Genomic DNA, 24,918 nt, shown 5'->3' on the forward strand with positions numbered 1-24,918 from the left:
ACAGCCATGGCACAAAAAAAGGCAGGCGGTTCCAGTCGTAACGGGCGCGATAGCGCCGGTCGCCGTCTCGGCGTCAAGAAGTTCGGCGGCGAGAGCGTTCTGGCAGGCAACATCATTGTCCGTCAGCGTGGAACCAAGATGAAGGCTGGCAGCAATGTCGGCATTGGTCGCGATCACACACTGTTCGCCCTTGTGGACGGACATGTGAAGTTCCAGCGTCGCGCCGAAGGCCGCGTCCACGTTTCCGTGGCGCTGCCGGAAGCCGCCGAGTAAGTCACCGCGCCCCAAGCGCGAGCGGAAGGGCCGGTCCTCCCAAGGGCCGGCCTTTTTCATATGTTGCGGATAATACGATGAAATTTCTCGACCAGGCCAAGATCTATGTACGTTCCGGCGATGGCGGTGACGGCGTGATCGCCTTCCGTCGGGAAAAGTACGTCGAATTCGGTGGCCCTGACGGTGGTAACGGCGGACGTGGTGGCGATGTTCTTTTCCGCGCCGTCCCTGCCCTCAATACGCTGATCGACTTCCGATACACACAGCATTTCAAGGCCCGTAAAGGCGGCAACGGCGCAGGTTCCGATAGAACCGGTGCAGCTGCGGAAAACGTTATCATCAATGTGCCCGTCGGCACGCAGATCTTCGATGAAGACCGCGAGACACTCCTTGCGGATCTGGATGAAGACGGCAAGGAGATCCTCCTGTGTCGCGGCGGTGATGGTGGCAGAGGCAATGCCCATTACAAGACCAGCACCAACCGTGCGCCACGCCGTGCCGACAAGGGTTGGCCGGGCGAAGAGCGTTGGGTCTGGCTTCGCCTGAAACTCATTGCGGATGTTGGCCTTGTTGGCCTCCCGAATGCAGGCAAATCTACGCTTCTTTCCGTGGCATCCCGTGCACGACCAAAGATTGCAGACTACCCGTTTACCACGCTGCATCCGCAGCTTGGTGTCGTACGCCTGAATACGACTGAAGAGTTCGTAATTGCGGATATTCCGGGACTGATCGAAGGCGCAAGCGAAGGCGCAGGCCTCGGCGATCGCTTCCTGGGTCACGTTGAGCGATGCGCAACGCTGCTTCATCTGATTGATGGAACAGAGTCGCAAATCGTGAAGCACTGGCGCCTGATCCGGAATGAGCTTGAAGCGTATGATCCGGTCTTGGCCGCCAAGCCTGAGATCATTGTGCTCAACAAGTGCGATTCTCTGACCGCCGAACAGAAGTCAGCCAAAAAACGGGCTCTTGCAAAAGCATCTGGTGCAGAAGTACTGACACTCTCCGGGGTGACAGGCGAAGGCCTGCCCGAGTTACTCCGGCTCCTTCAGGATCGTGTTAATGCAGCGAAGGAAAGCAAGCTGGCATGACCGCCAAGGCCCCTGCCCCTCAACTGGCGCAGGCGCGCCGGATTGTTATCAAGGTTGGAAGCGCTCTTCTTGTTGATGGCGCACAGGCAGCGCTGCGGGCCGATTGGCTGCGCAGTGTCTGTGAGGACATCGCCAGGCTAAAGAAAGCGGGCACAGAAGTCGTTGTCGTATCCTCAGGGGCAATTTCACTTGCAAGACATCAACTGGGCCTGATGAACCGCCGCCTGCGCCTCGACGAGAAGCAGGCGCTTGCTACTGTCGGGCAGATTGGTCTTGCTCAGGGCTGGAGTGATGCCCTCGCCCAGCATGGACTTGTTGCCGGGCAGTTACTTCTCACGCCCGACGATACAGAAAGCCGTGAGCGCCATCTGAATGCTCGCGCCACACTCCAGACACTGCTGGACTTGGGCTGCATTCCCGTCATCAATGAAAATGATGCCATCGCCACCTCGGAAATCCGCTTTGGTGACAATGATCGCCTAGGTGCTCGTGTGGCCCAGATGATTGAAGCGGACTGTCTTGTCCTCCTTTCCGACATTGACGGTCTTTACACGGCAGACCCGCGCACGGATCCAGCGGCGCGTCATATTCCGGTCATTGAGCAAGTGACGGACGACATCATGGCGATGGGGGGCGAGCCTCCACCTGGCTATTCGTCTGGTGGAATGCGCACGAAACTTATGGCAGCCCGCATTGCCAACCGTGCAGGCGCATCCATGGTCATTGCGGCAGGACAGGCACAAAATCCCATTCAGAAGCTCCTGGACGGTGGTTTGTGCACCTGGTTCCTTCCCCAGACGGATACCGGTTCTGCTCGCAAACGTTGGATCGGAAGCAGCCTGCATCCCAAGGGAACTCTTGTAGTTGACGCTGGAGCGCGAAATGCCCTGATTGTGGGCGCGTCACTCCTGCCTGCCGGCGTTACCGCGATTGACGGGCACTTCGAGCGCGGAGATCTAGTGCTGATCAAAGATGAGCAGGGAGATGTGCTGGGTCGCGGCCTGGCGTCCTACACAGCCAAAGAGTGCACAAAGCTTATCGGCCATCGCTCCGAGGAAATGGAGCAGCTTTTAGGCTATCGTGGTCGCGATGTTCTGATTCATCGCGATGACCTTGTGCTGGATCAGCACTAAAGCCACTCCAGCACAAAGTTGTGTCTAGCCCCTTGGAGGCCACCGGAGCTTCGGCTCCGCACGGGCTCTGAAAGCCTCATCATCGTCACTTCGAGCAGATACAGACCGAGGGGCAAGCTCTTCCCGCTCCCGCGCAGCGCTCTGTCGCGTCTGCTCACCCTCCCAAGGAGCGCGGGACCAGCTTTTTTTAGAGGCCTCAGGCTTCTTGGCTACTCTGCGCAGAGCATCAGGGTCAGCCACCAACGGGCCGTCCTCATAGGACGGTCCCTCAGCACGCACGACAGCGGCAGGCTCAAAATAATCTGCTGGCTCCGAAGGTACGCGCTCAACGGAGGGCGTTTTCTGAACAGGCGCACGAACACCGGCAGTCCGGCTTTCCTCATCAGCAGGGCGCCCGGCGGCAACCATCCGGTCCGACGGCGGGGCCGTCATACGCAGGGACAGGGATTGAAGCTCTGCACGCAGTTCTCCAATCTGGAACTCGAGTTCCTGCAACCGTGGCTTAACACCGAAAACGGCAAACGGCATGCAGACCAGAGCCAGCGCGAACAGGCCGGCAATGATCAGCAGAGACATCAATGCCCATGCGGGCAACCATGAAATATCGGGCATCATGCTCCGGTCCGGATATTAAGAGAGCCAGACAATGCGGGTTCGATCCGGAGACGCCGGATTACATGCCAAGAGCGCGGCGATAGATATCAAGAAGCGTTTCCTGCTCTTCCACTTCCGCAGGCTCCTGCTTGCGCAGCTTGATGATCTGCTTGATCACCTTCACGTCAAAACCGGCAGACTTCGCTTCAGAGAAAATATCCTTGATGTCACCCGCCAGAGCCTTGCGTTCTTCCTCCAGACGCTCGACCCGCTCAATGATGGAGCGCAGGCGGTCAGCAGCAATGCCACCCGTTGCGGCGCCTTCGATTTTGCTTTCTGCGTCCATGTTCATTTTCCTTTTTCAGGCATAAGTCCGGGGCATCGCAGAGATGCGACACCAGCCGCGCGGCTTATCGCGCCAAGGCTTGGGAGGTCAACGGAATTATGTGCACATTTAGGGAACGCACGCGTTTCCGTGATGCCTCCTCCCGATGTCGTGCATGCCCGTTCCCTTGACATAAAGCCCCCCAGAGCGGAACTAGACCCTGCCTGCAAAGGCCTGAACCCTAAACCCTTTTCCCCCGACAATCCGGGTTCGAGAGGTCAGAGAGCACCCATGGAACACGTCCAGCAAGTCGAACCATTCGACTATGTTATCTTTGGCGCCACCGGCGATCTCACAATGCGCAAGCTTCTGCCTGCGCTTTATAACCGTCTCCGCATGGGACAGATACCAGACGATGCCCGCATCATTGGTACCGCCCGTACGGATATCGACCGGGACGGCTATGTTGCCCGCGCCAAAGAGGCGCTGGAACGCTTCATTCCCGATGATGTCCGATCTCCGGTCCTCGTAGACCGTTTTCTCGGACTTTTACACTACGTCACACTTGATGGCACGAAGGCCGACAGTGAATGGAGCGCCCTGTCCTCCATTCTCTCCGAAGCCCCGGCTGACCGGATCCGCGTCTATTATTTCGCGACGGCGCCTCAGCTGTACGGAAGAATTTGCGAAAATCTTCACAGCCACAATCTCGTATCGCCGCATTCGCGCGTCGTGCTGGAAAAGCCGATCGGCACGGATATGGCGACTGCGACAGCCATCAATGACGGCGTGGGCCAGTATTTCCCCGAGAATCAGGTCTATCGTATTGACCATTATCTCGGGAAAGAGACGGTCCAGAACGTTTTGGCTCTTCGCTTTGCCAATCCGATCATGAACGCCGTCTGGTCTGCCGAGCAGATCGAGAGCGTTCAGATCACGGCTGCTGAAACCGTCGGGGTTGAAGGTCGCGCATCTTACTACGACACCTCAGGCGCCATGCGGGACATGATCCAAAATCATCTCCTGCAGGTGTTGTGTCTGGTCGCGATGGAAGCGCCTGATTCCCTGGAAGCCGATACCGTCCGTAATGCCAAGCTGGCCGTGCTGAACGCACTCCGCCCCATTACGGATGAGACTGTCGCTTCTGAGACCGTCCGCGCGCAGTACACTGCTGGCGTTGTTGGTGGCCAGAGCGTTCCGGGCTATCTGGAAGAGCTTGGACAGCCGAGCAACACGGAAACATACGCCGCAGTGCGTGCCTGGGTTGATACCCCACGCTGGAAAGGCGTTCCTTTCTATATCCGGACGGCCAAGCGCTCTGCGCGCAAGGTTAGCGAGATCGTTATTCGCTTCCGTGCTGCGCCGACAGCTTTGTTTGGCGCAACGCCATCGGGAAACCGGCTGGTTATTCGCATTCAGCCGAATGAGGGTGTTGAGCTACAGCTGAACGTCAAGAACCCGGCTCTGGACGCCTATACCCTGCGTACGGCGGATCTCGACACGACAATCCGCATGGAAGGCGGCCTGCCTTTCCCGGACTCGTATGAGCGCCTTCTGCTTGACGCGGTGCGTGGGAATCCGGTTCTGTTCATTCGCCGTGACGAAGTTGAAGCGGCATGGCGCTGGGCCGAACCTGTGCTCAAGGCCTGGAGCGAGAACAAGGTGCCGATGCAGACTTATAGCGCCGGGTCTTACGGTCCGGAGAAATCTGCAGCGCTGCTAGCCGACAAGGGCGACAAGTGGCACGAAGACATGGAGTAATTGCTTTTGACTGACCCCGCGAACGCGAAGCCCCGTTTTACACGGGGCACACGGCGTCCGCCCCGTACACTCAAACAGCACCTGATGCGCCGGCTCCTGATTGTGGTGCCGGCGTTTCTGCTGATGTTCGTGGTCGTTCGTTCCGGACTTTTGGATTTTTCCTACGACAAGTTCACGTTCAACAAGCTGAGCTGGTTCGATAATACAGCCCTTGTGGAACATCTACGACTTGTCGTGACCAACGACGGACTGACGGACATGCCCAAGCGTTGTCTCGTGTTCGTTGTGAATGGCAATGCTGCCGAGAATAATCCGGACATTGATGTCTTGGGACGCCACGGTAATGGCTGCCCCGGAGACAAGCCGTCAGCTGACAAACTGTTCAGCCTGAAGGTTGATCGCAGTGAGCGCACGATTCAAACCGATGCAGGAACGCCTGGCACGTTCCACGAACTGCGGCTCTAAAGCTTCCACTCAGGAAGGTCGTGATCCGGCCTTCCTGAAAGCCTCCCGTAAAAATACGCCCCCTTCCCGCAATGCCGTCCGCCCATCCCTGAACAGGGCATACCCGTTCAGAAAGCCATGGATCATGCGTGGAAACACCCGGTATTTGACGGTTCCTCCAGCCTCCCTGAGCAATCGCGTGTAAAGTTCACCTTCTCCACGCAAAGGGTCAAAGCCGGCCGTTACGATCATCGCTTGAGGAAGATCCCTGAGATGATCCGCAAAAACAGGCGAAAATTCCGGATCGAACAGTTGATCGGGCGATGAGAGCGTCTGAGAACAGTACCAATACAGAAGGTCTGTCGTCAGCATGTAACCCTCAGCGTAATCATGCCGGGATAAAGGAATGACCGGGCCGCTCAGGGCTGGGTAATAAAGAAGCTGGGCAGCCAGTCGCAGATCAGGCTGTGAGCGACTCCATTGCGCCAAAACAGCTGACAGATTTCCACCAGCACTATCCCCTGCCACAGCAATCGGCAGATCCGGCGCCGTGAGTTTAAGCCACTTAAGGGCTGCCTGCGCGTCTCTTAAACCTGCTGGGAAGCGATGCTCCGGTGCCAGACGGTAATCGAGAGACAGGACCATCGCACCTGAAGATTCAGCCAGACGGCAACAGATCCCATGATGTGACGTCGTATCGCAATGTACGAATCCGCCACCGTGCAGGAACAGCACCACGCCCGATACGCTTCCTCTTGGCCGATACAGGCGTGCAGGTCGCAGGTCTTCTCCGCCCGGAACCCTGATGTCTACCCATTTGCGGATCCGCAGCGATGACAGGCATTGCGGAAAGCTGGGGCGCCCGGTGATCTTCCGTATCTGCTTCAGCACCTCCAGCGACGGGACCGGACCGGGGATCTCTGGAACCACCTCAACAAGCACTGCCGGCCGTACAACACCTCGACGACGGGCCTGCCATGCGAGCCATGCAAGAAACAGCCTCAGGGCAAATACTGGTTTCATTCCAGCATCATGCAGCGAAACCAGAACAAAGTCTGCCCTTGACCCGCAAACGCTCCCGGCGCAAGGTCCGCACCGCCAGACGGCTGGACGGTCGCTGTGACTGGGATGAGGATCCCCGTCATGGAGGAAAGTCCGGGCTCCATGGGACAACGGTACCGGCTAACAGCCGGCGGGGGCGACCCTAGGGACAGTGCCACAGAAAACAGACCGCCCGCCGGACTGTTCCTTCTTGGAATACGTCGCGGGTAAGGGCGAAACGGTGTGGTAAAAGCACACCGCGATGCCGGCAACGGCGTCGGTCACGGTAAACCCTACCGGGAGCAAAACCGAATAGGAACGGCAGGCTGTCGCAAGGCAGCCGGGAGCGTCTCACTCCGTCGTTCGGGTTGGTTGCGTGAGGCATGCAGCGATGCATGTCCCAGAGGAATGATCGTCCCGCCTTTGGCGGACAGAACCCGGCTTACAGGCCGTCTGGCACCTCTGATGAAAAACGTTCTCCAGTAATTCTCAAAAGCTACGCCATGAGAACATAAAGGGAACAAATAACGGCAGGTATAGATCTCGCCGTGCGATTATCCCTGATAATTCCTAACAAACAGCAAAAAATCGCGTCACAATTTCCACCATGAAAATAGCCGCAGTTTTCTGCGGTTTTTCGCAGATATATGTTTGACGTCCCATGAAATCCCATGGTATCCCAAGAAAGAACAGAGAAATACCTGATCACCTTGCGCAAGTCCTGAAGTGAAGGGAGGCACATCATCAATGAGCATGTTCCTCGGCACACATCAGAACCGCTTTGACGCCAAGGGACGTGTTTCCATTCCGGCCCCCTTCCGATCCGCTCTCAGAACGCAGGCTCAGCCTGGCGAAGCGCTGGTCATTCTTCGGCCCTCACATCTTCATCCGTGCATCGAAGCCTGGACGTCCGCCGCTTTCGCCTCCCTGGCGCAGCCTCTGGACGAATACGATCCGTTCTCTGAAGACCACGAAGATCTGGCTGCCAGCCTTTACGCAGATGCGTATCCGCTCGACAGCGACAAGGAAGGCCGGATCATTCTTCCCGATGTTCTGCGCGCCCATGCATCGTTAAACGACGAAGTGTCCTTCATGGGACTGGGTCGCGTTTTCCAGATCTGGAATCCGGCAGCAGCAGCAGAACGTCGTCACCAGGCCCGCGCACGGGCAAAAGAACTTACCAGCAGCCGCAAACCGGCCACCGGAGATGCGGCATGAACGCAATCACGCTCGTCCATCAAGGACATGTTCCCGTCATGCTGAAGGAGGTGCTCGAAGCACTTTCCCCGCGTGAAGGCGGCCGGTATCTGGATGGAACATTTGGCGGCGGCGGTTACGCCCGTGCCATACTCAACAGCGCAGATTGCACCCTGCACGGCATTGACCGTGACCCGACTGCGATTGCCCGTGGTGAAGCCATGGCCGAGCAGGCCAATGGTCGACTGTTCATGCATCAGGGAACATTCGGGGACATGGAAGCGCTTGTGGGCCAGGACGGACCGTTTGACGGCATCGTTCTGGATCTCGGCGTTTCTTCATTCCAGATTGATCAGGCTGAACGCGGCTTTTCTTTCCGTAATGATGGTCCGCTGGATATGCGCATGGGGGGCGACGGCCCCTCTGCTGCCGATCTGGTGAATTCCATGAAGGAAGGTGATCTGGCGGATGTTCTCTATCGTTATGGCGAAGAGAAGCTGTCCCGTCGCATCGCACGCGCCATTGTGGCAGCCCGCGCGGAAGAACCCATTACGACCACGGGCCGCCTCGCACATATCGTTCGGTCCTGCGTCCCCAAAGACCGCTCCAAGATCGATCCGGCTACACGCAGCTTTCAGGGCCTCCGGATTGCTGTGAACGACGAGCTGGGCGAACTGGAACGCGCGCTAGAAGCAGCCCCTCGCCTTCTGGCTCCCGGCGGCGTGTTCGTTGTTGTGACCTTCCATTCCCTTGAAGATCGTCTGGCCAAGCGCGCCATGGCGGAACTGGCAGGTCGCACTGCCAATCCGTCCCGCTATGACCCGGCGCCTGTCCGGAAAGAGCCTTCGGCTTTTTCTCTCCTGTATTCCCGCCCCCTGCCTGCCACGGAAGAGGAAGCGCGGGATAACCCCAGAGCACGCAGCGCCCGGTTGCGCGCCCTGGTTCGTAATTCCGCCCCACAACCGCCCGCCTCAGGAAACCGAGCATGATCCGGCCCTTCACCATCGCCTGCGCTGTTCTCGCCGCAGGGTCTGGCCTGTTTCTCTACACCAAGAAGCATGAGACGACGGTCCTCGACCAGAAGATCACCAAGGTGGTCCAGGAAACGCAGAAAGTCCGCGCGCAGACAGCCATGATGCGCACGGAATGGGCCCTGTTGAACCAGCCGGATCGCCTGAACACCCTGGCAGCGCGCTTTCTTCCCGACCTTCACCCTATGGCCCCGGATCAGTTCATCCGCATGGCCAGTCTTGAAGCACGCCTTCCAAACCCGGGCTCGCGTCCGGTTCCAACAGATCCGCGCGAAAGCCTGCATGAAGTCGTCAACCGTGCGGCGACCGAGGCACATCTTCCGCTCCCGGCTCCTCCGGTTGTTCACCCAGTTGCGCCTGTTCAGCATGCTCCGGTTATTGCTTCAGCCACGCCTGCGGCTCCCACACCTCATGTCATGACAGCCCATACCGTCACGACGCATGTTGCTCACCCCCATGCTGACCGGATTGTCCATTCCCCAGACATGGATCTGGCCTCTGCTCGTCCCGTAACGCCGCATGTCAGCGCGACAACCCGTTCGGACGTGACGCCAACCGTTCGTCTTGTGAGCTATCATGGCGCACGCCCGACACCGCTGGTCGCGGCGGCGTGGCATACGCAACCCGTCCATCAGGTTCGTGAGGCGTCTTTGACCCGCGTTGCGGAAGAACGCCCACGCCCGCATCATCATGCCAGCTCTGCGCTGGGAAATGACGAAGACGCATTGCCCCCGCCAGTTCCGTTGGCTAACTGAGACCCTCTCTTCTTTATTAACTGCTCGTTCAGTATTTTCCGGATAGCTTCGGGCGAGCACCTTAGACAGGACGCAACGCCGCACGATGCCCCAGGACGTGCCACCCCCATCAGGTTCGCGTCGCGCAGCGCGCCCGGGCAAACGGGCAGAGCGGCGCGACTCACAGACGGCAGTGCGAACGCCTTCCCGCCGTCTTAATCTGGATCAGATGCATAGTCGCCTTCTGGGCGTTGGCATGGGTTTTCTGGCCATTTATGGCGCAGTTGCCCTCAAAGCCACGTTCGCAACGGTGCTGATGCCTATGGAGCCTGAGAAGCGCCAGATCGCACCTCAGGTTCCAGAAATTCCGAAAAGCGATCCACGTGGTGAAATGGCAGGCGATTTTGTCCTGCCTACAGTCAAACGGGCCACCATTACTGATCGTAACGGGCAGGCCCTGGCGCTGTCTCTTCCCGTCGCGCAGGTTTATGCCAACCCGATGGAACTGATTGATCCAGAGGACGCGACAAAGAAGCTTAAAACCGTTCTGCCCAAGCTGGATGAAGCCGAAACTGTTCGTCGTCTTTCACTGAAGAAGCAGTTCGTTTACATCGCTCGTGATATTTCCCCTGTGCAGGAAATCGCGATCAATAATCTTGGTATTCCCGGTATTTATTTTGAAGCCGGTGAGCGCCGTCATTATCCGCTTGGCCGGACTGCCGCTCAGATCATGGGCAGCGTGGATATCGATGATCATGGCATTGCTGGCGTGGAGCGATTTTTTGATCAGCGCCTGAACTCGGATCGCACGCCTCTACGCCTGTCTTTGGACGTTCGCGTTCAGGCTGTCGCGCATGATGAGTTGATGGCAGCCAAGGACGAGTTCTCGGCCATTGGTGCTTCGGCCATTGTCATGGATGTTCGAACGGGTGAAATTCTGGCCATGGTCAGCCTCCCTGACTATGACGCCAATGATTTCAACCACGCACCGAACGACGCGCGCTTCAACCGTGCCGTGACAGGCATGTACGAGCCTGGCTCGACATTCAAGCTCCAGACAGCCGCAATGGGTCTTCAGCTTGGTGTGGTTCATATCTGGGATCGGTTTTCGACCATTCCCATTCGTGTCGGCCGCTTCACCATCCGCGATATGAAGACTGATCACTTTGCACCATGGCTGTCTCTGCCGGGTGTGCTGGCCTATTCATCCAACCCGGCTGCGGCTCATATTGCGCTGGACGTCGGCGCCCAGCGTCAGCAGGACTGGCTGCGGAGCATGGGCTTCTTCAACCGCGTCCCGGTAGAGCTTCCGGAAGCCGGACGCCCCCTTGTGCCTGCATCAAAAAACTGGGGCCTCTCCACTGTCATGACTGTCGGCTTCGGCCATGGTGTGGCTGAGCCTCCGCTGGCCATTGTCCGTGGCACGGCGGCCACTGTGAATGGCGGTATTCTTTTAAAGCCCACACTGGTGGCCCGGGATCAGCAGGACGAAAGCCAGACACCTGATGCCAAGGTGCGTCCTGTTGTTTACAAGCCCGACGAGGCAGATAGCGGCGATGACATTGGCGCACAGACACCTGTCGGAACGCGGGTTCTGTCAGAGAAGACGTCTGCCCTGCTGCGCAAACTGCTGCGTCTTGACGTTACCCTGGGAAGCGGCAAATCGGCTGAAGTTCCGGGCTATTACGTGGGTGGCAAAACAGGCACGGCTGAAAAAATCGGTGCTCATGGTGGATACCTGAAACACGTCAACGTCTCGGCTTTCACCAGTGTTTTCCCGATGAACAACCCGCATTACGCGGTGTATGTCATGCTCGATAGCCCACAGGGCACTGCGGCCACACATGGCTGGACCACTGCCGCATGGAACGCAGCGCCGACCGTCAAGAAAATCATTTCCCGTGTTGGACCTATCCTGAACCAGTTCCCGGATACAGCCAACAAGGACGCCATTGATGCATCTCTCGCCATCCCCATGAATCCGTCCGTGCCTGCGGGCTATCGTGCCCTTGGCCCTGGTAACGACCCTGGGGATCCGCGCAATCAGGCGCACACTCCCAAGACACAGCACTGAGCCTGCCCATGCGTCTCTCTGAACTCCTCCGGCAGAATGGTTCCGTTCTGTCGCCTTCCGTTGACCCTGAAATCTGCGCGGTCACAGCAGACAGCAGACAGGTCCGGCCGGGCACGCTGTTTTTCGCTCTTCGTGGCGCAAAACAGGACGGAGCAGCTTTCATCCCACAAGCGGTCGCGAATGGTGCGGCTGCCGTTATTGCTGATCATCCGGCGCAAGCCGATATTCCTGTTCTGCTCACCCCTGATGCCAAGCGCCTGCTCGCGTTGACCGCTGTAACTCTTGCTGGTCCGCAGCCGACCTGTATCGCCGCGGTCACGGGAACAAACGGCAAAAGCAGCACGGCAGAGTTTCTCCGCCAGATCTGGACGCTTCAGGGCTTCAAGGCTGCCAGCCTTGGAACGCTTGGACTGATCGCTAACGTTGACGTCCCGCCCCCACCGTCGCTCACAACGCCCGATCCCGTGTCTTTGGCCAAAACGCTTGCCTCTCTGGCACAGTATGGTGTGGATCATGTTGCGCTTGAAGCATCCTCCCACGGACTGGAACAGCATCGCCTCGATGGCGTTACACTGAACGCAGCGGGCTTCTCAAACCTGACGCGCGACCATCTGGATTACCACGGCACCATCTCAGCTTATCGTGAAGCCAAGCTGCGTCTCTTTGAAGACCTTTTGCCGGCAGACGGCATCGCCGCGGTCAATGCGGATATGGATCCGGAGACATTCAACGCCCTGAAGGCATTAGCAGCCCAGCGCGGTATGACACTCCGTACAGTGGGCAAGACAGGGACGGCCCTACGCCTCCTTGAAACCACACCCACACCGACCGGTCAGATCGTTCGGCTTTCCCTCTATGGAGAAAAGCTTCCGGAAATGACTTTGGCATTACCTGGCCTGTTCCAGGCTGATAATGCCATGCTGGCAGCTGCAATGTGCTGGCAGGATGAAAGCGAAGCACGAAGCGTTGTCGAATACCTGCCGCAATTGACTGGTGTACGCGGACGATGTGAGCGTGCAGCTGAGCTCTCCAATGGAGCAGCCGCCTACGTCGATTATGCCCACACGCCGGATGCACTGGAACGCGTTCTCGCCAGCCTGCGTCCACATACTCAGGGACGACTGGTCGTCGTGTTTGGTGCGGGCGGAGATCGCGATCGTGGCAAGCGCCCACTGATGGGCGAAGTTGCAGCACGCATGGCGGACCTGGCGATTGTCACAGATGATAACCCGCGCACGGAAGATCCGCAGAGTATTCGTTCCGCCATCCATGCGGCCTGCCCGGAAGCACATGAAATCGGGGACCGGAGATCTGCGATCGCCGCAGGATTGGACGCGCTTCAGCCAGGGGACATTCTGGTTGTTGCCGGCAAGGGGCATGAGCAGGGACAGATTGTTGGTCAAACCGTTCTTCCGTTCGATGACCGCAGCGTTATCCGTGAACTCGCAGGTGCAGCATGAGCGTTCTCTGGACATCCGAAGAGCTTCGTGATGCGACAAATGGCCGCCTTGAAGCCGACGTTTCCGTCACCGGAATTTCCATAGATACGCGGACACTGAAATCTGGCGACCTGTTCATCGCACTTAAGGGCGAAGCCAGTGATGGCCACGCTCACATTACGCAAGCCCTCGATGCCGGGGCAGCGTGTGTGATGGTGCATGACACCAGAGGCCTGACAGATCCACGCCTCCTGATCGTTGCCAATACGATGACGGGTCTGGAAGCACTGGGACGCTTCGCACGCGTACGCTTTGATGGAAAAGTCGTTGCGATTACTGGCAGCGTCGGCAAGACCACGACGAAAGACATGCTCCGCACCGCACTTTCTGCGCTCGGACCGACACATGCTGCCATTGCCTCATACAATAATCACTGGGGCGTCCCTCTCACCTTAGCGCGCCTCCCCCGCGACGCACGTTTTTGCGTGAGTGAGATTGGCATGAACCATGTGGGGGAAATTGCCCCGTTGGCTGCGCAGGTTCGTCCGGATGTTGGGATCATTACCACTATCGGAACAGCACATCTGGGCCACATGGGAAGCGTGAAAGAAATCGCGCGTGAAAAATCCCGGCTCTTCAGCGCATTAGCACCACATGGGACGGCCATTGCTCCGGACGATGCTGTGGGGCAAGACCTGTTTCAGGCAGCTCTCCCTGACCATGCATCTCTTTGGTTAAGTGGCTTTTCTGCTGCCGCCCAAGTCCGGTTAGAAAACCTGGTCTGCACCGCGGAAGGCAGCACTTTTACCCTGACATTCCCTAATGCTCCGAGCGTGTCCATCAGATTAACAGCTCCCGGCCGACATCTGGCGCGAAATGCCGCGCTGGCTCTCGGAGCTGTCGCAGCGCTTGGCGAAAATGTGCAGGATGCGGCTAAAGCGTTGACCGGGTTTGTTCCAGGAGCAGGCCGCGGACAGATACGTACTGTGCTGAACGGCGTTCAGTTGCTTGATGAAAGCTACAATGCCTCCACGACCAGCATTCGTTCGGCGTTAGAGACTCTCTCGCTTCTTCCCGCCAAACGCCGCGTGGTCGCTCTGGGAGACATCCGTGAACTTGGCGAATTCGCAGAGGCAGAACATCGTTCTCTCGCGGATGCCGTAATCGCAGCAGATGCACTGGCTTTCTGCTGTGGCACCCACATGCACGCGCTTTACGAAGCTCTTCCCGAAACCGTGCGGGGTGGTTATGCCCCTGACGCGTCTTCCCTCGCTCCCTTTCTGTGTGATGCTCTCCGCCCCGGTGACCTTCTGCTTGTCAAAGGCAGTTTGGGCAGCCGGATGCGCGATGTCATTGCGGCCCTCGATAACGCCTCCAACCCGGTCTCTGCCTAATGCTGTTCAATCTCGTCGCCTCTCATGCCTCATCGCATGGTGGGTTCTTCAACCTCTTCCATTATCTGACGTTCCGCTCGGGTTGTGCATGCCTGACGGCGCTGGTGATCTCGCTGGCGCTTGGCAACCCCTTCATTGCACAGCTCAAACGGATCCAGCGTGAGGGGCAACCTATCCGCACGCTTGGTCCGGAACGGCATATTCTGGAAAAGGCTGGCACGCCAACGATGGGCGGGATGCTGATCCTGATCGCGCTGTTCTCCGCGACGCTCTTGTGGGCAGACCTGACAAACGGTTTCGTCTGGGCCGTTATGCTCACGACTGCCGCATTCGGTGCCGTTGGCTTTGCAGACGACTATCTGAAGCTCTCCCGCCGGAATACGAAAGGTGTGTCCAAGCGTGTACGACTGGGATGTGAGTTTGCAGCCTCTCTCATCGCAGGCATCTGGCTCCAGCATCTGACGCCGCCGGAACTCCGTAATGCCGTCGCGTTCCCCTTCGTGAAGGATATCCTCCTTCCGCTCGGTTATGCCTTCCCACTTTTTGCGATGATTACGATCACAGGCTTCGGCAATGCCGTGAACTTCACTGACGGTCTGGATGGCCTGGCGATTGTTCCTGTCGTAATTGCAGCGCTCGTCTTTGCGCTGATTGCCTATCTCGTCGGCAATCATGTTTTTGCTGATTACCTCCAGCTTCATCCTGTTCCGGGCACCGGAGAACTGGCTGTGTTCTGCGCCGCACTGATTGGAGCGGGGCTTGGCTTCCTATGGTTCAATGCACCCCCGGCTGCCGTTTTTATGGGTGATACAGGCTCCCTGTCCCTCGGCGGCGCACTGGGTGCGGTTGCAGTTGCCGTCAAGCATGAGCTCGTTCTATGCATTGTTGGCGGCGTGTTCGTCGCAGAAACACTCTCCGTCGTGATCCAGATTTTCTGGTTCAAGCGTACAGGCCGACGTGTGTTCCTCATGGCACCGTTGCACCATCACTTTGAAAAGAAGGGCTGGCAGGAACCGAAGATCGTCGTACGATTCTGGATTGTCTCCATTGTTCTGGGGCTGTGTGGTCTGGCCACGCTGAAATTGAGATGACAGGCTTTCCGACAGATCTTCTCGCAGGCGAGCACTATGCGGTTTGCGGTCTTGGTCGTAACGGGGCGGCCGTAGTCAACGCGTTGCTGAACATGGGTGCAGAGGTTCAGGCATGGGATGATAATGCCCCGTCTCTGCCCCCTCATGAGCGACTGACACTTGCGCCACTGACAGACCTTTCCGGCATGACAGCGCTCGTCCTGTCTCCTGGTATTCCGCATATTCTGCCTAAGCCGCATCCCGTGGCCGAACTGGCTCGCGCTCAGAATGTGCAGATCCTGTCAGATGCAGAATTGCTTTATCGCAATGTTCGCAAAGCCGGGTCCAAAGCGCATTTTGCAGCCATAACCGGTACTAACGGAAAATCCACAACAACAGCTCTGCTGGCGCATCTCCTGCAATCCGCCGGGGTTCCCTGTGTCGCGGGCGGCAATCTTGGCACTGCGTCTCTGGCACTGCCTCTTCTGGCTGATACCGGCGTTTACGTTATTGAGATGTCGTCATACATGCTGGAACGGCTGGACCAGTTCCACGCTGCAACTGCCTGCCTGCTGAACATTACACCGGACCATCTTGATCGTCATGGAGACATGGATGGATACGCGGCAGCGAAAGCGCATGTCTTCGACAACATGACGTCTGAAGATCTGGCCGCTATCGGCGAAGACGATCCATGGTGCCTGACGATCGCCGAGAAAATTGCGTCACGAGGAATCCCCGTCACGATGCTGGCGCCGGATGCGGTTCCATCTTTTGACGGCCCGGCACTTCCCGGACGGCACAACCGTCAGAACGTCGCCGCGGCTTGGGCGATGGCAAAGCATCTTGGTTTGAGCGACGCGGCTATTCATGACGGATTGGCCTCATTTCCCGGTCTGGAGCATCGGCTGCAAAAGGTAGCCGAGCGGGATGGTGTCGCGTTCATCAACGATAGCAAAGCAACTAATGCCGAAGCTGCGTCCAAGGCGCTTGGGTCCTACGACCGTGTGATGTGGATTGCGGGGGGAACGGCTAAGGCGGGAGGCATCGAGATGCTTGTCCCGTGGTTTGACCGCATTGCCCACGCGTTCCTCATTGGCCGAGATGCCTCTGTTCTTGCTGAAACGCTTCAAGCCAATCGCGTTCCTTACACGATGTGTGACACGCTGGATCGCGCAGTTCCCGCAGCGTTTGACGCAGCCGTGACGGCTGGTGTCAAAACTATTCTTCTGTCTCCGGCCTGTGCAAGTTTTGATCAGTTTCGCAGTTTTGAGGATCGTGGGTCACACTTTCTCCAGATTTGCGATAATATTGTGAAATCAGGCCATTCGGGCGAAATGCTCAAAGCAGAACAGGAAGGTTGACGGTCATGGCGGGCTCCTCCCGTGTCGATTCATCGGCAATCGCCCGCTGGTGGCGCAATACCGACCGGGTCACGCTCGCCTGTGTCGGAATTCTGATCGGCCTGGGTTACGTGCTGATGCTCGCGGCCAGCCCTGCCGTGGCTTCGAGAATTGGCGCGTCCCGCAACATGTTCATCCTCAAGCAGGTGATCTTCCTGGCGCTGGCTGGGGCGATCGTGCTTGGTGTGTCCTATCTTTCGCGAGCGGGCGTCAAAAAGCTGGCCTTTATCGGGGGTATTCTTGCCCTCGCCGCCACAGCCATGACACTGGTGCACGGGATGGAGATCAAAGGCGCGCGCCGCTGGATCGCCCTGCCCATGATGTCCGTGCAGCCTTCAGAATTCCTTAAACCCTGCTTCGCCGTCATGACGGGCTGGCTCCTCTCCGCACGCCGGACGGTCGTTCTGCGAGGGAACATAGCGTTCCCCGGGATGCTGATCGCCTTCGCATGCTTTGGCGTCATTCTGGCGCTCCTCAAGTCCCAGCCGGACATTGGAATGTTGTCCGTCATCACCATGGTTTTCATGACGCAGCTCTTCGTCGACGGACTGCGTCTATATTGGGTAGGGCTTTGTGTTGCAGGCATGATTGGTGCGTTCGGCATGGCGTTCGTCATGTTCCCGCACGTGCGCTCCCGTGTTGAGCGGTTCCTGCATCCGGACGTTGGCGATCACTATCAGATCGACACGGCGCTTCGTGCTTTCGGAAATGGGGGGCTGCTCGGACGTGGGCCGGGTGAAGGACGCGTCAAGGATCTGCTGCCTGATGCTCATGCCGACTTTGTTTTCGCCGTTGCTGGCGAAGAGTACGGCCTGTTGCTCTGCTTCGGTATTATCACCGTGTTCGGCATTATCGTTCTCCGCACCCTGCTGAAACTGATGCGGGAAGAAGATCCTTTTGTGATTGTCTCCGCGGCAGGCCTGGTGACAGGGTTTGGGCTACAGGCTTTCGTCAACATGGGGTCAACACTTCACCTCATCCCAACAAAGGGCATGACGCTGCCATTCATTTCGTATGGTGGAAGTTCGGCCATGTCCATTGCTCTGACCATGGGAATGGTCCTTGCCCTGACGCGCCATCACGTTGGCCCGGGCAAGATTGCCCAGCGTGTCGCCACCCCTTACACCCCCGGTTCCCTTCTTGAGAGAAACACCCCATGAAACGTCCGATTGTCGTTGCTGCCGGTGGAACCGGAGGGCACTTTTTCCCGGCTGAAGCTGTTGCCACTGTCTTGGCAGAACGTGGGCATGACCTTGTTCTTATGACGGACGCCCGACATGGACGACGCGAGGCCGGCCTGTTCAAGGATCGGCCGCAGTATGTGCTGGACGGTGCTGGCGTGGCTGGCAAAGGCCTTGGGGGGAAAGTGCGTGGTATTACCGCACTTTTCCGAGGCATGCTCGAAGCACGCCGGATCCTCAAAACGCTCGATGCCGCCGCTGTTGTGGGTTTTGGTGGATATCCGTCCATTCCGCCGCTTCTGGCCTCTCGCATGTTGCCAAAATCGCAGCGTCCGGAAATGGTTATTCACGAGGGAAACGCGGTTCTCGGGCAAGCAAACGCCTTTCTGTCGCGCTTTTCTCCGCTCATCGCTACGTCTTATGACAGCGTTGCGCGCCTCCCACAGGGCGCCCGCATCACTTTGACGGGCATGCCCGTTCGGGCCGGGATCGAAGTCCTGTTCGGACAACCCTATACCGCCCCGACAGAGACTGTTCGGCTTTTGGTCTGGGGTGGCTCTCTCGGTGCCCGCGTATTTTCAGATGTTGTGCCCCAGGCTCTGGCTGCTTTGCCGGTTGGCTTCCGGACACGTCTGCATGTCACGCAACAGGTTCGTGCGGAAGACACCGATCGCGTTCGTGCCATCTATGAAGATGCTGGTATTGCGGTTGAGGTTGAACCTTTTTTCAACGATGTTCCCGAACGACTGAAATCAGCACATCTGGTTATTGGTCGCGCAGGCGGATCTTCTGTCGCGGAACTGGCGATGGCCGGACTGCCATCCATTCTTGTACCTCTGCCCATCGCAGCCTCTGACGAACAGGGCGCGAACGGCAAAGCGTTACAGGATGCGGGCGCTGCCTGGATGGTTCGTCAGCCGGATTTCACATCTGCCGCTCTCACAGCTCATGTCGCTGACCTGATTACCCATCCTGAGCGTCTGTCCGCTGCTGCTGAAGCTGCACGTCAGTTTGCTCGCCCTCATGCTGCCGCAAAGGTAGCAGACCTGATCGAAGCTGGCCTTCGGTCCTGATCATCTCTTTTTACCCTATTACCTCAAGAGTATCTGCCCCATGCGCGCCCTGCCCCTGAACATCGGAACCATTCATTTCGTCGGTATCGGCGGTATCGGAATGTCCGGCATTGCAGAAGTCCTGCACATGCTGGGCTACCGGGTTCAGGGCTCAGATATTGCGGAAAGCTCGAATGTTCAGCGTCTGCGACACGCTGGCATACAGATCCACATCGGACATGATGCCTCCAATCTGGGTGACGCCCAGGTTGTCGTGACCTCTACAGCCGTCAAGAAAGACAACCCTGAGGTTGTTGCGGCGAGAGCGAAGCTGATCCCGGTCGTTCGTCGTGCGGAAATGCTGGCAGAACTGATGCGTCTGCGCTGGTCTGTCGCGATCGGCGGCACACACGGTAAGACCACGACGACAAGCCTTGTGGCGTGTGTTCTGGAGCATGCGAAGCTGGACCCGACCGTCATCAACGGCGGCATCATCGAGGCATACGGAACCAACACCCGTATGGGCTCTGGTGACTGGATGGTTGTTGAGGCCGACGAAAGCGACGGATCATTCCTCCGCCTTCCAGCTGTCATTGCGGTCATCACGAACATGGACCCCGAGCATCTGGATCACTGGGGTACGGAAGAAGCCATGCAGGCGGGCTATGACCAGTTCGTCTCCAACATTCCGTTCTATGGCTTTGCGGTGCTGTGCGTAGATCACCCGCAGGTTCAGCAGATGATCCCGCGCCTGTCCGATCACCGCATCATCACTTACGGTTTCAGCCCGCAAGCCGATGTTCGCGCTGAGAAGGTCGTGATGGACAAGCGTGGCGCAACATTCGAGGTTGTGGTCACGAACCGCGCCCGCAACCGCACGCGTCGTGCCGGTCCGTTCCGCCTGCCAATGCTGGGGCATCATAATGTTCTGAACTCTCTGGCAGCCATTGCAGTGGCGCTGGAAATGGAAATCAGTGATTCCGTCATCGCCTCCGGCTTGGCGTCCTTCAAGGGCGTAAAGCGTCGTTTCACGCGGACGGGTGAATTCAATGGCGTGTCAATCATTGACGATTATGGTCATCACCCGGTCGAGATTGCGGCTGTCCTGAAAGCTGCACGTCAGGCAGGCGCAAAGAACGTCATCGCCGTGGTGCAGCCGCATCGTTATTCCCGCCTGAAAGGCCTGTTCGGCGAATTCTGCACCTGCATGAACGACGCTGACACCGTTATCGTGGCTGACGTGTATGCGGCTGGTGAAAGCCCGATTGAAGGCGCAGATCGTGATGCTCTGGTCGAAGGCCTGCGGGATCGTGGACATCGGTCTGTCGTGCCATTGCCCTCACCTGAGCTTCTTCCTGAAATGGTGAATGCGATCGCAAAGCCCGGCGACTATGTTGTCTGCCTCGGTGCCGGAACAATCACCCAGTGGGCACAGACCCTTCCGCAAGAGCTGGAAGCTCTGAACACCAAGAGCCCGGCGCCGGAAAGCGCTGTATGAGCAACAACTTTCCAGTTCAGGGCCTTCGCGGACGTCTGACGGCCAATGCACCGCTGGGAGCCCGCGCCTGGTTCCGCACTGGCGGCCCGGCTGACTGGCTGTTCGTGCCAGAAGACGCCGATGATCTAGCTGATCTGCTGCGGAACCGCCCCGTCGACATGCCCCTGACAGTTCTGGGCGCATGCTCAAATGTCATCATCCGCGATGGTGGTATTGAAGGCGTGGTGGTCCGGCTGGCCCGTGGTTTCTCGGACATTGAAGTCCAGACTGAGGGCCTGGTAGTGGGCGCCGCAGCTCTGGATGTTACGGTGGCCGAGCACAGTGCCGCTGCAGGCCTGGCTGGACTGGAATTTCTTGTCGGCATTCCCGGGTCCATCGGCGGCGCTGTGCGCATGAATGCTGGCGCTTATGGTTCGGACATCAATGCCGTTCTCGATTGGGCGGATATTCTCACGTCAGATGGCGAGTTGCGTCGCCTCACCTGTGAAGAACTGGGCTTTGCGTACCGTCATTCGGATTTGCCGGAAGGTGCTATTGTCATCCGGGCCAGACTGCGTGGCACACCGGAAGCACCAGATGCCATTCGAGAACGCCTTGCAGAAATTCGTGCCTCTCGCGAAGCGTCCCAGCCTGTTCGTGCCCGCACTGGTGGCTCAACGTTTCGTAACCCGGAGAGTCACAAAGCCTGGGCGCTGATTGATGAAGCAGGTTGCCGTGGCCTGACGCTGGGTGGTGCTCAGGTCAGTGAGAAGCATTGCAACTTCCTGCTGAACATTGGTGATGCCAGTAGCGAACAGCTTGAAACGCTTGGGGAAACTGTTCGCAAGAAAGTTCTGGACCTCAGCGGAATTGACCTGCACTGGGAGATCAGACGCATTGGTCGTCGTGACGTAGGAGAGAAGACAGTATGAAGGTCGCAGTTTTATATGGCGGTACGTCCAGCGAGCGACCTGTCAGCCTTGTCAGTGGCAATGCAGCCATCTCCGCGCTGCGCGAGAAAGGTCATGAGGTAACGCCAGTCGATGTCGGCGCCGATATTGCCGTCACCATTCAGGCTTTGAATTCGGCCGCCCCTGACGTCGTCTTCAATGCATTGCATGGCCCAAAAGGCGAAGATGGCGCCATTCAGGGTGTGCTGGAATGGATGGGACTTCCTTACACACACTCCGGCATCCGCGCCTCTGCCGTCGCAATGGACAAGGGAGCAACCCGCATGCTGCTCGCGGCCGCGGGGCTTCCCATTGCGGAAGGCCGTGTCATCACGCCTGAAGAACTGGCGGAAGCAGACCCGCTGCCCGTGCCGTACGTTGTGAAGCCTGTCGCGGAAGGATCGTCGGTCGGCGTTGAAATCATCCGCCAGGGTGATAACCGTCGTGCCGAAATCGCAAAAAACTGGCGCTTTGGCAAAGAAGCTCTTGTTGAAGCCTTCGTGCCGGGCCGTGAGCTGACTGCGGGCGTTATGGGTGATCGTACTCTGGCGGTAACCGACATTCTGCCTGCCGAAACGGCTGCATTCTACGATTTCGAAGCAAAGTACAAAGCTGGTGGCTCCAGGCACGTCGTCCCGGCAGAGCTGCCAGAAAGCGTGACGGAGCGTGCACTGGATTATGCTCTGCGTGCTCATCAGATTTTGGGATGTTCTGGCGCCAGCAGAACGGATTTCCGCTACGATGACGAGACAGACACTCTGATCGTTCTCGAGGTTAACACGCAGCCCGGCATGACCCCGACCTCATTGCTGCCGGAACAGGCTGCGTATTGCGGTATCTCCTATCCGGATCTTTGTGACTGGCTGGTTCAGGAGGCACTGACCCGCTGATGCGCAGGGACTCCCGCCCTCAGGAACCCGATTTCCGACGTGACCCGGCTTTCCGCCCGGCGCCGATGCCGCCTTACGAGGACCGGCCGTCACGGACGAAACTGTTCCTGCGCCGTCAACGGAAACTGATTCGCCCCGGAATCGTGTTCCTTGTCGTGGTCGGACTGGGAGGAGTAGGAGCGCGCCTCCTGTATGACGCAGCGTCGGAGGAGCGTTTTGCTCCGCTAAGAGCCAAACTTGTTGCCATGGAGCCGCTGCCTATTCGGCACGTCGTCATCAACGGTCGCGGCATGACCAGCGAGGCATCAATTTACGAAGCCTTGGGAACAAGCACTGGCCACCCAATTTTCGGTTTTTCTGTTGAAGCCGCACGCCAGCGCATTGATGAACTTCCCTTCGTGGATCATGCGACCGTCGAGCGGCGGATGCCGGATACGATCATCATTAACCTGACCGAACGTACACCCATCGCCGTCTGGCAAACGCATGGGCATTTTTCGCTCATTAATCAGGCCGGCGAAGAAGTTCCCGATCAGGGCATGACAGGCAAGAATGCTCAGGCATTCCTTCAGCTACCGCTTGTCGTTGGCGATGGTGCCAATACTGCCGCGTCCGTCGTCATTGACGCTTTAGCCAAACAGCCGGATGTCAAATCCCGTGTGACCGCTCTCATTCGTGTGGGAAACAGGCGCTGGAATGTGACCCTGAAAGACGGGACAACTGTCATGCTCCCCGAAGGCGAAGAGGCCGCAGCGTTTGCACGTCTCGCGCAATACCAGACAAGCATGAACCTGCTGGATCGTCCTGTCGTCTCGATTGACATGCGCCTTCCAGATCGGATGGTCATTCATCAGACACCTGCGCCCACTCCTCCTCCTGACGCAGCCAAAACCGACACACCCGCCCCTCCTTCTGACAGCAGCCAGACGACACAGCAGCCATGACCGATCTTACACCAACGTCCGATCTTCCGGCCTTTCGCCGCCGGGGTGGTCTGCGGGGCCGGTCCCTGATCCCTGTAGGCGGCGAACGCGAAGTTGCGCTGAACCGCGCATCACGTGAAATCCTGCCGCTGCCTCCGGAAGAGACATCCAAACCTCGCGTCTGGCGCAATGGCGTTTTCGGTGCGCTGGATATCGGCACAACGAAAATGACCTGCCTCATTGGCAAGGGTGAGCCGGATGGTTCCATTCAGGTTCTGGGTTATGGCTGGCGGCGCTCCCACGGAATTCGATCTGGGTCGATCGTGGATATTCGTGAAGCCGAAGCTGCTATTCGCGCCACCGTTGGTCAGGCAGAGGAAGCCGCAGAGCGACGAATGGACTCACTGGTCGTCAATCTGTCCTGCGGTCATCCCCGAAGCCGCCTGATCGATGCCCACATGCCCACCGGTGGCCGTGAAGTGACGGATGGCGATGTGCAGCGCCTGATCACGGACGGTCAGGCCCGCGCATGGTCAGAAGGTCGGGACGTCATCCATACCCTTCCCATCGGGTATGTCGTTGACTCCATGCCTGGTATTGCTGATCCGCGTGGTCATCAGTGTGAACAGCTGGCGACGAAACTGCATGTTGTTGACATGAACTCCAGTGCTCTCCGCACACTGGATACCGTTCTCCAGCATTCAGAGCTCAAACTCGACGGACTGGTTTCCAGCCCCTTTGCCTCTGGCGTTGCCGTACTGGCTGACGAAGAACGTGATCTGGGCGTTACCGTCGTGGAAATGGGAGGAGGAACCACCTCTCTCGCAGTTTTCTGTGAAGGCCGACTGATCCATACGGCACAAATCCCTGTTGGTGGCCTTCATGTTACCCGTGATATTGCGGGCGTTCTTTCGACGTCTCTGGAAACTGCAGAGCGCCTGAAAACCATGTATGGTGCGGCACAACTTGGATCCGATGATCAACGCGAAATCCTGTCCGTGCCCCTCATTGGGGAAGGCCGGGACCGTTTGGCCCGTATTCCGCGCTCGAAAGTGATCTCCGTTATTCAGCCTCGCGTTGAAGAGACACTTGAACTTGTGCGCCATGCTCTGGACAATGCAGGCCTGGGACGTCTCGCCAACGGGCGTGTCGTTCTGACAGGCGGAGCTTCCCTGATGGAAGGCATCGTGCCTGTCGCAACACGCATTCTTGCCCGGCCGGTTCGCATGGGCAAACCGCTAAACGTTCATGGCCTGCCGGAGACTGCTGCAGCTTCGGCCGGTTTTTCCACCGCTGCGGGGCTTCTGGCCTGGGCAGCGGGCGCAGATCGTGACTTTGGGGACATTTCAACCCCGGAACCTCGATCTGGCAGCCTTCTGAAACGTCTCGTGGGGTTCATCCGCGACCGTGGATGAGCTACACAGAAAATAACGCCCTTTTTTCC

23 protein-coding genes and 1 other RNA gene are annotated in these 24,918 nt (G+C 58.1%); 21 read left to right on the top strand and 3 right to left on the bottom strand.

The window, feature by feature from the left end:
- The first annotated feature begins 6 nt into the window (after positions 1-6).
- The 3 genes from rpmA (at position 7) to proB (ending at position 2,494) form a co-directional block, all read left to right on the top strand.
- Positions 7-273 (top strand): 50S ribosomal protein L27, encoded by a 267-nt coding sequence (gene rpmA / locus KP707_RS08405; RefSeq protein WP_046901385.1) that lies wholly within the window; start codon positions 7-9, stop codon positions 271-273.
- Positions 274-350: 77 nt separating this feature from the next.
- Positions 351-1,361 (top strand): GTPase ObgE, encoded by a 1,011-nt coding sequence (gene obgE, locus KP707_RS08410; protein WP_064273106.1) that lies wholly within the window; start codon positions 351-353, stop codon positions 1,359-1,361.
- On the top strand, positions 1,358-2,494 hold the full coding sequence (proB, locus tag KP707_RS08415) for a glutamate 5-kinase (RefSeq protein ID WP_211502786.1): 1,137 nt from the start codon (positions 1,358-1,360) through the stop codon (positions 2,492-2,494). Before obgE ends, proB begins: the two co-directional genes overlap by 4 nt.
- Positions 2,495-2,518: 24 nt before the next feature.
- On the opposite strand, the gene KP707_RS08420 is transcribed toward proB, so the two are convergent.
- Together KP707_RS08420 and KP707_RS08425 are read right to left on the bottom strand one after the other, a co-directional pair.
- Positions 2,519-3,109 (bottom strand): hypothetical protein, encoded by a 591-nt coding sequence (locus tag KP707_RS08420; protein ID WP_211502787.1) that lies wholly within the window; start codon positions 3,107-3,109, stop codon positions 2,519-2,521.
- A gap of 58 nt (positions 3,110-3,167) precedes the next feature.
- The gene (locus KP707_RS08425; RefSeq protein WP_007283547.1) at positions 3,168-3,434 is read right to left on the bottom strand and encodes a GapR family DNA-binding domain-containing protein; all 267 of its coding nucleotides are present in this window, start codon (positions 3,432-3,434) and stop codon (positions 3,168-3,170) included.
- Positions 3,435-3,704: 270 nt separating this feature from the next.
- Between KP707_RS08425 and zwf the strand changes: the two genes are divergently transcribed.
- Positions 3,705-5,174, top strand: coding sequence for a glucose-6-phosphate dehydrogenase (gene zwf, locus KP707_RS08430; protein ID WP_211502788.1), 1,470 nt, complete (start codon positions 3,705-3,707; stop codon positions 5,172-5,174).
- 6 nt (positions 5,175-5,180) lie between these two features.
- A complete protein-coding gene (locus tag KP707_RS08435) occupies positions 5,181-5,639 on the top strand; it encodes a hypothetical protein (protein WP_046902046.1) in 459 nt (152 codons plus the stop codon).
- A 9-nt stretch (positions 5,640-5,648) separates the two neighbouring features.
- Here KP707_RS08435 and KP707_RS08440 read toward each other — a convergent pair whose 3' ends face one another.
- Positions 5,649-6,641, bottom strand: a complete 993-nt coding sequence (locus KP707_RS08440; protein ID WP_211502789.1) for an alpha/beta hydrolase — start codon at positions 6,639-6,641, stop codon at positions 5,649-5,651.
- A gap of 75 nt (positions 6,642-6,716) precedes the next feature.
- Between KP707_RS08440 and rnpB the strand changes: the two genes are divergently transcribed.
- From rnpB to ftsA, 16 genes are all read left to right on the top strand, one after another.
- Positions 6,717-7,120, top strand: an RNA gene (rnpB, locus tag KP707_RS08445) — RNase P RNA component class A.
- A gap of 286 nt (positions 7,121-7,406) precedes the next feature.
- Positions 7,407-7,877: a division/cell wall cluster transcriptional repressor MraZ gene (gene mraZ, locus KP707_RS08450; protein ID WP_211502790.1), complete on the top strand. Its 471-nt coding sequence runs from the start codon at positions 7,407-7,409 to the stop codon at positions 7,875-7,877.
- Positions 7,874-8,845 carry a 16S rRNA (cytosine(1402)-N(4))-methyltransferase RsmH gene (rsmH, locus tag KP707_RS08455; RefSeq protein ID WP_046901378.1) on the top strand — a complete coding sequence of 324 codons (972 nt, stop codon included), beginning with the start codon at positions 7,874-7,876 and terminating at the stop codon, positions 8,843-8,845. The genes mraZ and rsmH overlap by 4 nt, the downstream gene beginning before the upstream one ends.
- Positions 8,842-9,642 carry a hypothetical protein gene (locus tag KP707_RS08460; RefSeq protein WP_211502791.1) on the top strand — a complete coding sequence of 267 codons (801 nt, stop codon included), beginning with the start codon at positions 8,842-8,844 and terminating at the stop codon, positions 9,640-9,642. The genes rsmH and KP707_RS08460 overlap by 4 nt, the downstream gene beginning before the upstream one ends.
- A gap of 85 nt (positions 9,643-9,727) precedes the next feature.
- A complete protein-coding gene (locus tag KP707_RS08465; protein WP_211497253.1) occupies positions 9,728-11,695 on the top strand; it encodes a penicillin-binding protein 2 in 1,968 nt (655 codons plus the stop codon).
- 8 nt (positions 11,696-11,703) lie between these two features.
- A complete protein-coding gene (locus KP707_RS08470) occupies positions 11,704-13,155 on the top strand; it encodes a UDP-N-acetylmuramoyl-L-alanyl-D-glutamate--2,6-diaminopimelate ligase (protein WP_211502792.1) in 1,452 nt (483 codons plus the stop codon).
- On the top strand, positions 13,152-14,528 hold the full coding sequence (murF, locus tag KP707_RS08475; RefSeq protein ID WP_211502793.1) for a UDP-N-acetylmuramoyl-tripeptide--D-alanyl-D-alanine ligase: 1,377 nt from the start codon (positions 13,152-13,154) through the stop codon (positions 14,526-14,528). The genes KP707_RS08470 and murF overlap by 4 nt, the downstream gene beginning before the upstream one ends.
- Entirely contained in the window at positions 14,528-15,619 is a 1,092-nt protein-coding gene (gene mraY / locus KP707_RS08480; RefSeq protein WP_064273099.1) for a phospho-N-acetylmuramoyl-pentapeptide-transferase, read from the top strand. The genes murF and mraY overlap by 1 nt, the downstream gene beginning before the upstream one ends.
- Positions 15,616-16,962, top strand: a complete 1,347-nt coding sequence (gene murD, locus KP707_RS08485) for a UDP-N-acetylmuramoyl-L-alanine--D-glutamate ligase (protein ID WP_211502794.1) — start codon at positions 15,616-15,618, stop codon at positions 16,960-16,962. Before mraY ends, murD begins: the two co-directional genes overlap by 4 nt.
- Before the next feature lie 5 nt (positions 16,963-16,967).
- Entirely contained in the window at positions 16,968-18,161 is a 1,194-nt protein-coding gene (locus KP707_RS08490) for an FtsW/RodA/SpoVE family cell cycle protein (RefSeq protein ID WP_086633620.1), read from the top strand.
- Entirely contained in the window at positions 18,158-19,255 is a 1,098-nt protein-coding gene (gene murG / locus KP707_RS08495; protein WP_211502795.1) for an undecaprenyldiphospho-muramoylpentapeptide beta-N-acetylglucosaminyltransferase, read from the top strand. The genes KP707_RS08490 and murG overlap by 4 nt, the downstream gene beginning before the upstream one ends.
- A gap of 40 nt (positions 19,256-19,295) precedes the next feature.
- Entirely contained in the window at positions 19,296-20,732 is a 1,437-nt protein-coding gene (gene murC / locus KP707_RS08500) for a UDP-N-acetylmuramate--L-alanine ligase (protein WP_046901369.1), read from the top strand.
- Entirely contained in the window at positions 20,729-21,643 is a 915-nt protein-coding gene (murB, locus tag KP707_RS08505; RefSeq protein WP_211502796.1) for a UDP-N-acetylmuramate dehydrogenase, read from the top strand. The genes murC and murB overlap by 4 nt, the downstream gene beginning before the upstream one ends.
- Entirely contained in the window at positions 21,640-22,551 is a 912-nt protein-coding gene (locus KP707_RS08510; RefSeq protein WP_211502797.1) for a D-alanine--D-alanine ligase, read from the top strand. The genes murB and KP707_RS08510 overlap by 4 nt, the downstream gene beginning before the upstream one ends.
- Entirely contained in the window at positions 22,551-23,495 is a 945-nt protein-coding gene (locus KP707_RS08515; protein ID WP_211502798.1) for a cell division protein FtsQ/DivIB, read from the top strand. The genes KP707_RS08510 and KP707_RS08515 overlap by 1 nt, the downstream gene beginning before the upstream one ends.
- Positions 23,492-24,889, top strand: a complete 1,398-nt coding sequence (gene ftsA, locus KP707_RS08520; protein ID WP_211502799.1) for a cell division protein FtsA — start codon at positions 23,492-23,494, stop codon at positions 24,887-24,889. The genes KP707_RS08515 and ftsA overlap by 4 nt, the downstream gene beginning before the upstream one ends.
- Positions 24,890-24,918: the final 29 nt, after the last annotated feature.

Origin of the sequence: Gluconobacter sp. P5E10 (assembly GCF_018812145.1) — a bacterium.
Classification (GTDB): Bacteria; Pseudomonadota; Alphaproteobacteria; order Acetobacterales; family Acetobacteraceae; genus Gluconobacter; species Gluconobacter cerinus.

Bases quoted from the DNA above. Each gene is read 5' to 3' on its own strand.
- murB (WP_211502796.1), top strand. From the start codon at position 20,729: ATGAGCAACAACTTTCCAGTTCAGGGCCTTCGCGGACGTCTGACGGCC.
- murD (WP_211502794.1), top strand. From the start codon at position 15,616: ATGACAGGCTTTCCGACAGATCTTCTCGCAGGCGAGCACTATGCGGTT.
- KP707_RS08490 (WP_086633620.1), top strand. From the start codon at position 16,968: ATGGCGGGCTCCTCCCGTGTCGATTCATCGGCAATCGCCCGCTGGTGG.
- proB (WP_211502786.1), top strand. From the start codon at position 1,358: ATGACCGCCAAGGCCCCTGCCCCTCAACTGGCGCAGGCGCGCCGGATT.
- KP707_RS08425 (WP_007283547.1), bottom strand. From the start codon at position 3,434: ATGGACGCAGAAAGCAAAATCGAAGGCGCCGCAACGGGTGGCATTGCT.
- mraY (WP_064273099.1), top strand. From the start codon at position 14,528: ATGCTGTTCAATCTCGTCGCCTCTCATGCCTCATCGCATGGTGGGTTC.
- KP707_RS08510 (WP_211502797.1), top strand. From the start codon at position 21,640: ATGAAGGTCGCAGTTTTATATGGCGGTACGTCCAGCGAGCGACCTGTC.
- KP707_RS08440 (WP_211502789.1), bottom strand. From the start codon at position 6,641: ATGAAACCAGTATTTGCCCTGAGGCTGTTTCTTGCATGGCTCGCATGG.
- KP707_RS08465 (WP_211497253.1), top strand. From the start codon at position 9,728: ATGCCCCAGGACGTGCCACCCCCATCAGGTTCGCGTCGCGCAGCGCGC.
- rpmA (WP_046901385.1), top strand. From the start codon at position 7: ATGGCACAAAAAAAGGCAGGCGGTTCCAGTCGTAACGGGCGCGATAGC.
- murC (WP_046901369.1), top strand. From the start codon at position 19,296: ATGCGCGCCCTGCCCCTGAACATCGGAACCATTCATTTCGTCGGTATC.
- KP707_RS08470 (WP_211502792.1), top strand. From the start codon at position 11,704: ATGCGTCTCTCTGAACTCCTCCGGCAGAATGGTTCCGTTCTGTCGCCT.
- mraZ (WP_211502790.1), top strand. From the start codon at position 7,407: ATGAGCATGTTCCTCGGCACACATCAGAACCGCTTTGACGCCAAGGGA.
- obgE (WP_064273106.1), top strand. From the start codon at position 351: ATGAAATTTCTCGACCAGGCCAAGATCTATGTACGTTCCGGCGATGGC.
- ftsA (WP_211502799.1), top strand. From the start codon at position 23,492: ATGACCGATCTTACACCAACGTCCGATCTTCCGGCCTTTCGCCGCCGG.
- KP707_RS08420 (WP_211502787.1), bottom strand. From the start codon at position 3,109: ATGATGCCCGATATTTCATGGTTGCCCGCATGGGCATTGATGTCTCTG.
- murG (WP_211502795.1), top strand. From the start codon at position 18,158: ATGAAACGTCCGATTGTCGTTGCTGCCGGTGGAACCGGAGGGCACTTT.
- KP707_RS08460 (WP_211502791.1), top strand. From the start codon at position 8,842: ATGATCCGGCCCTTCACCATCGCCTGCGCTGTTCTCGCCGCAGGGTCT.
- murF (WP_211502793.1), top strand. From the start codon at position 13,152: ATGAGCGTTCTCTGGACATCCGAAGAGCTTCGTGATGCGACAAATGGC.
- rsmH (WP_046901378.1), top strand. From the start codon at position 7,874: ATGAACGCAATCACGCTCGTCCATCAAGGACATGTTCCCGTCATGCTG.
- zwf (WP_211502788.1), top strand. From the start codon at position 3,705: ATGGAACACGTCCAGCAAGTCGAACCATTCGACTATGTTATCTTTGGC.
- KP707_RS08515 (WP_211502798.1), top strand. From the start codon at position 22,551: ATGCGCAGGGACTCCCGCCCTCAGGAACCCGATTTCCGACGTGACCCG.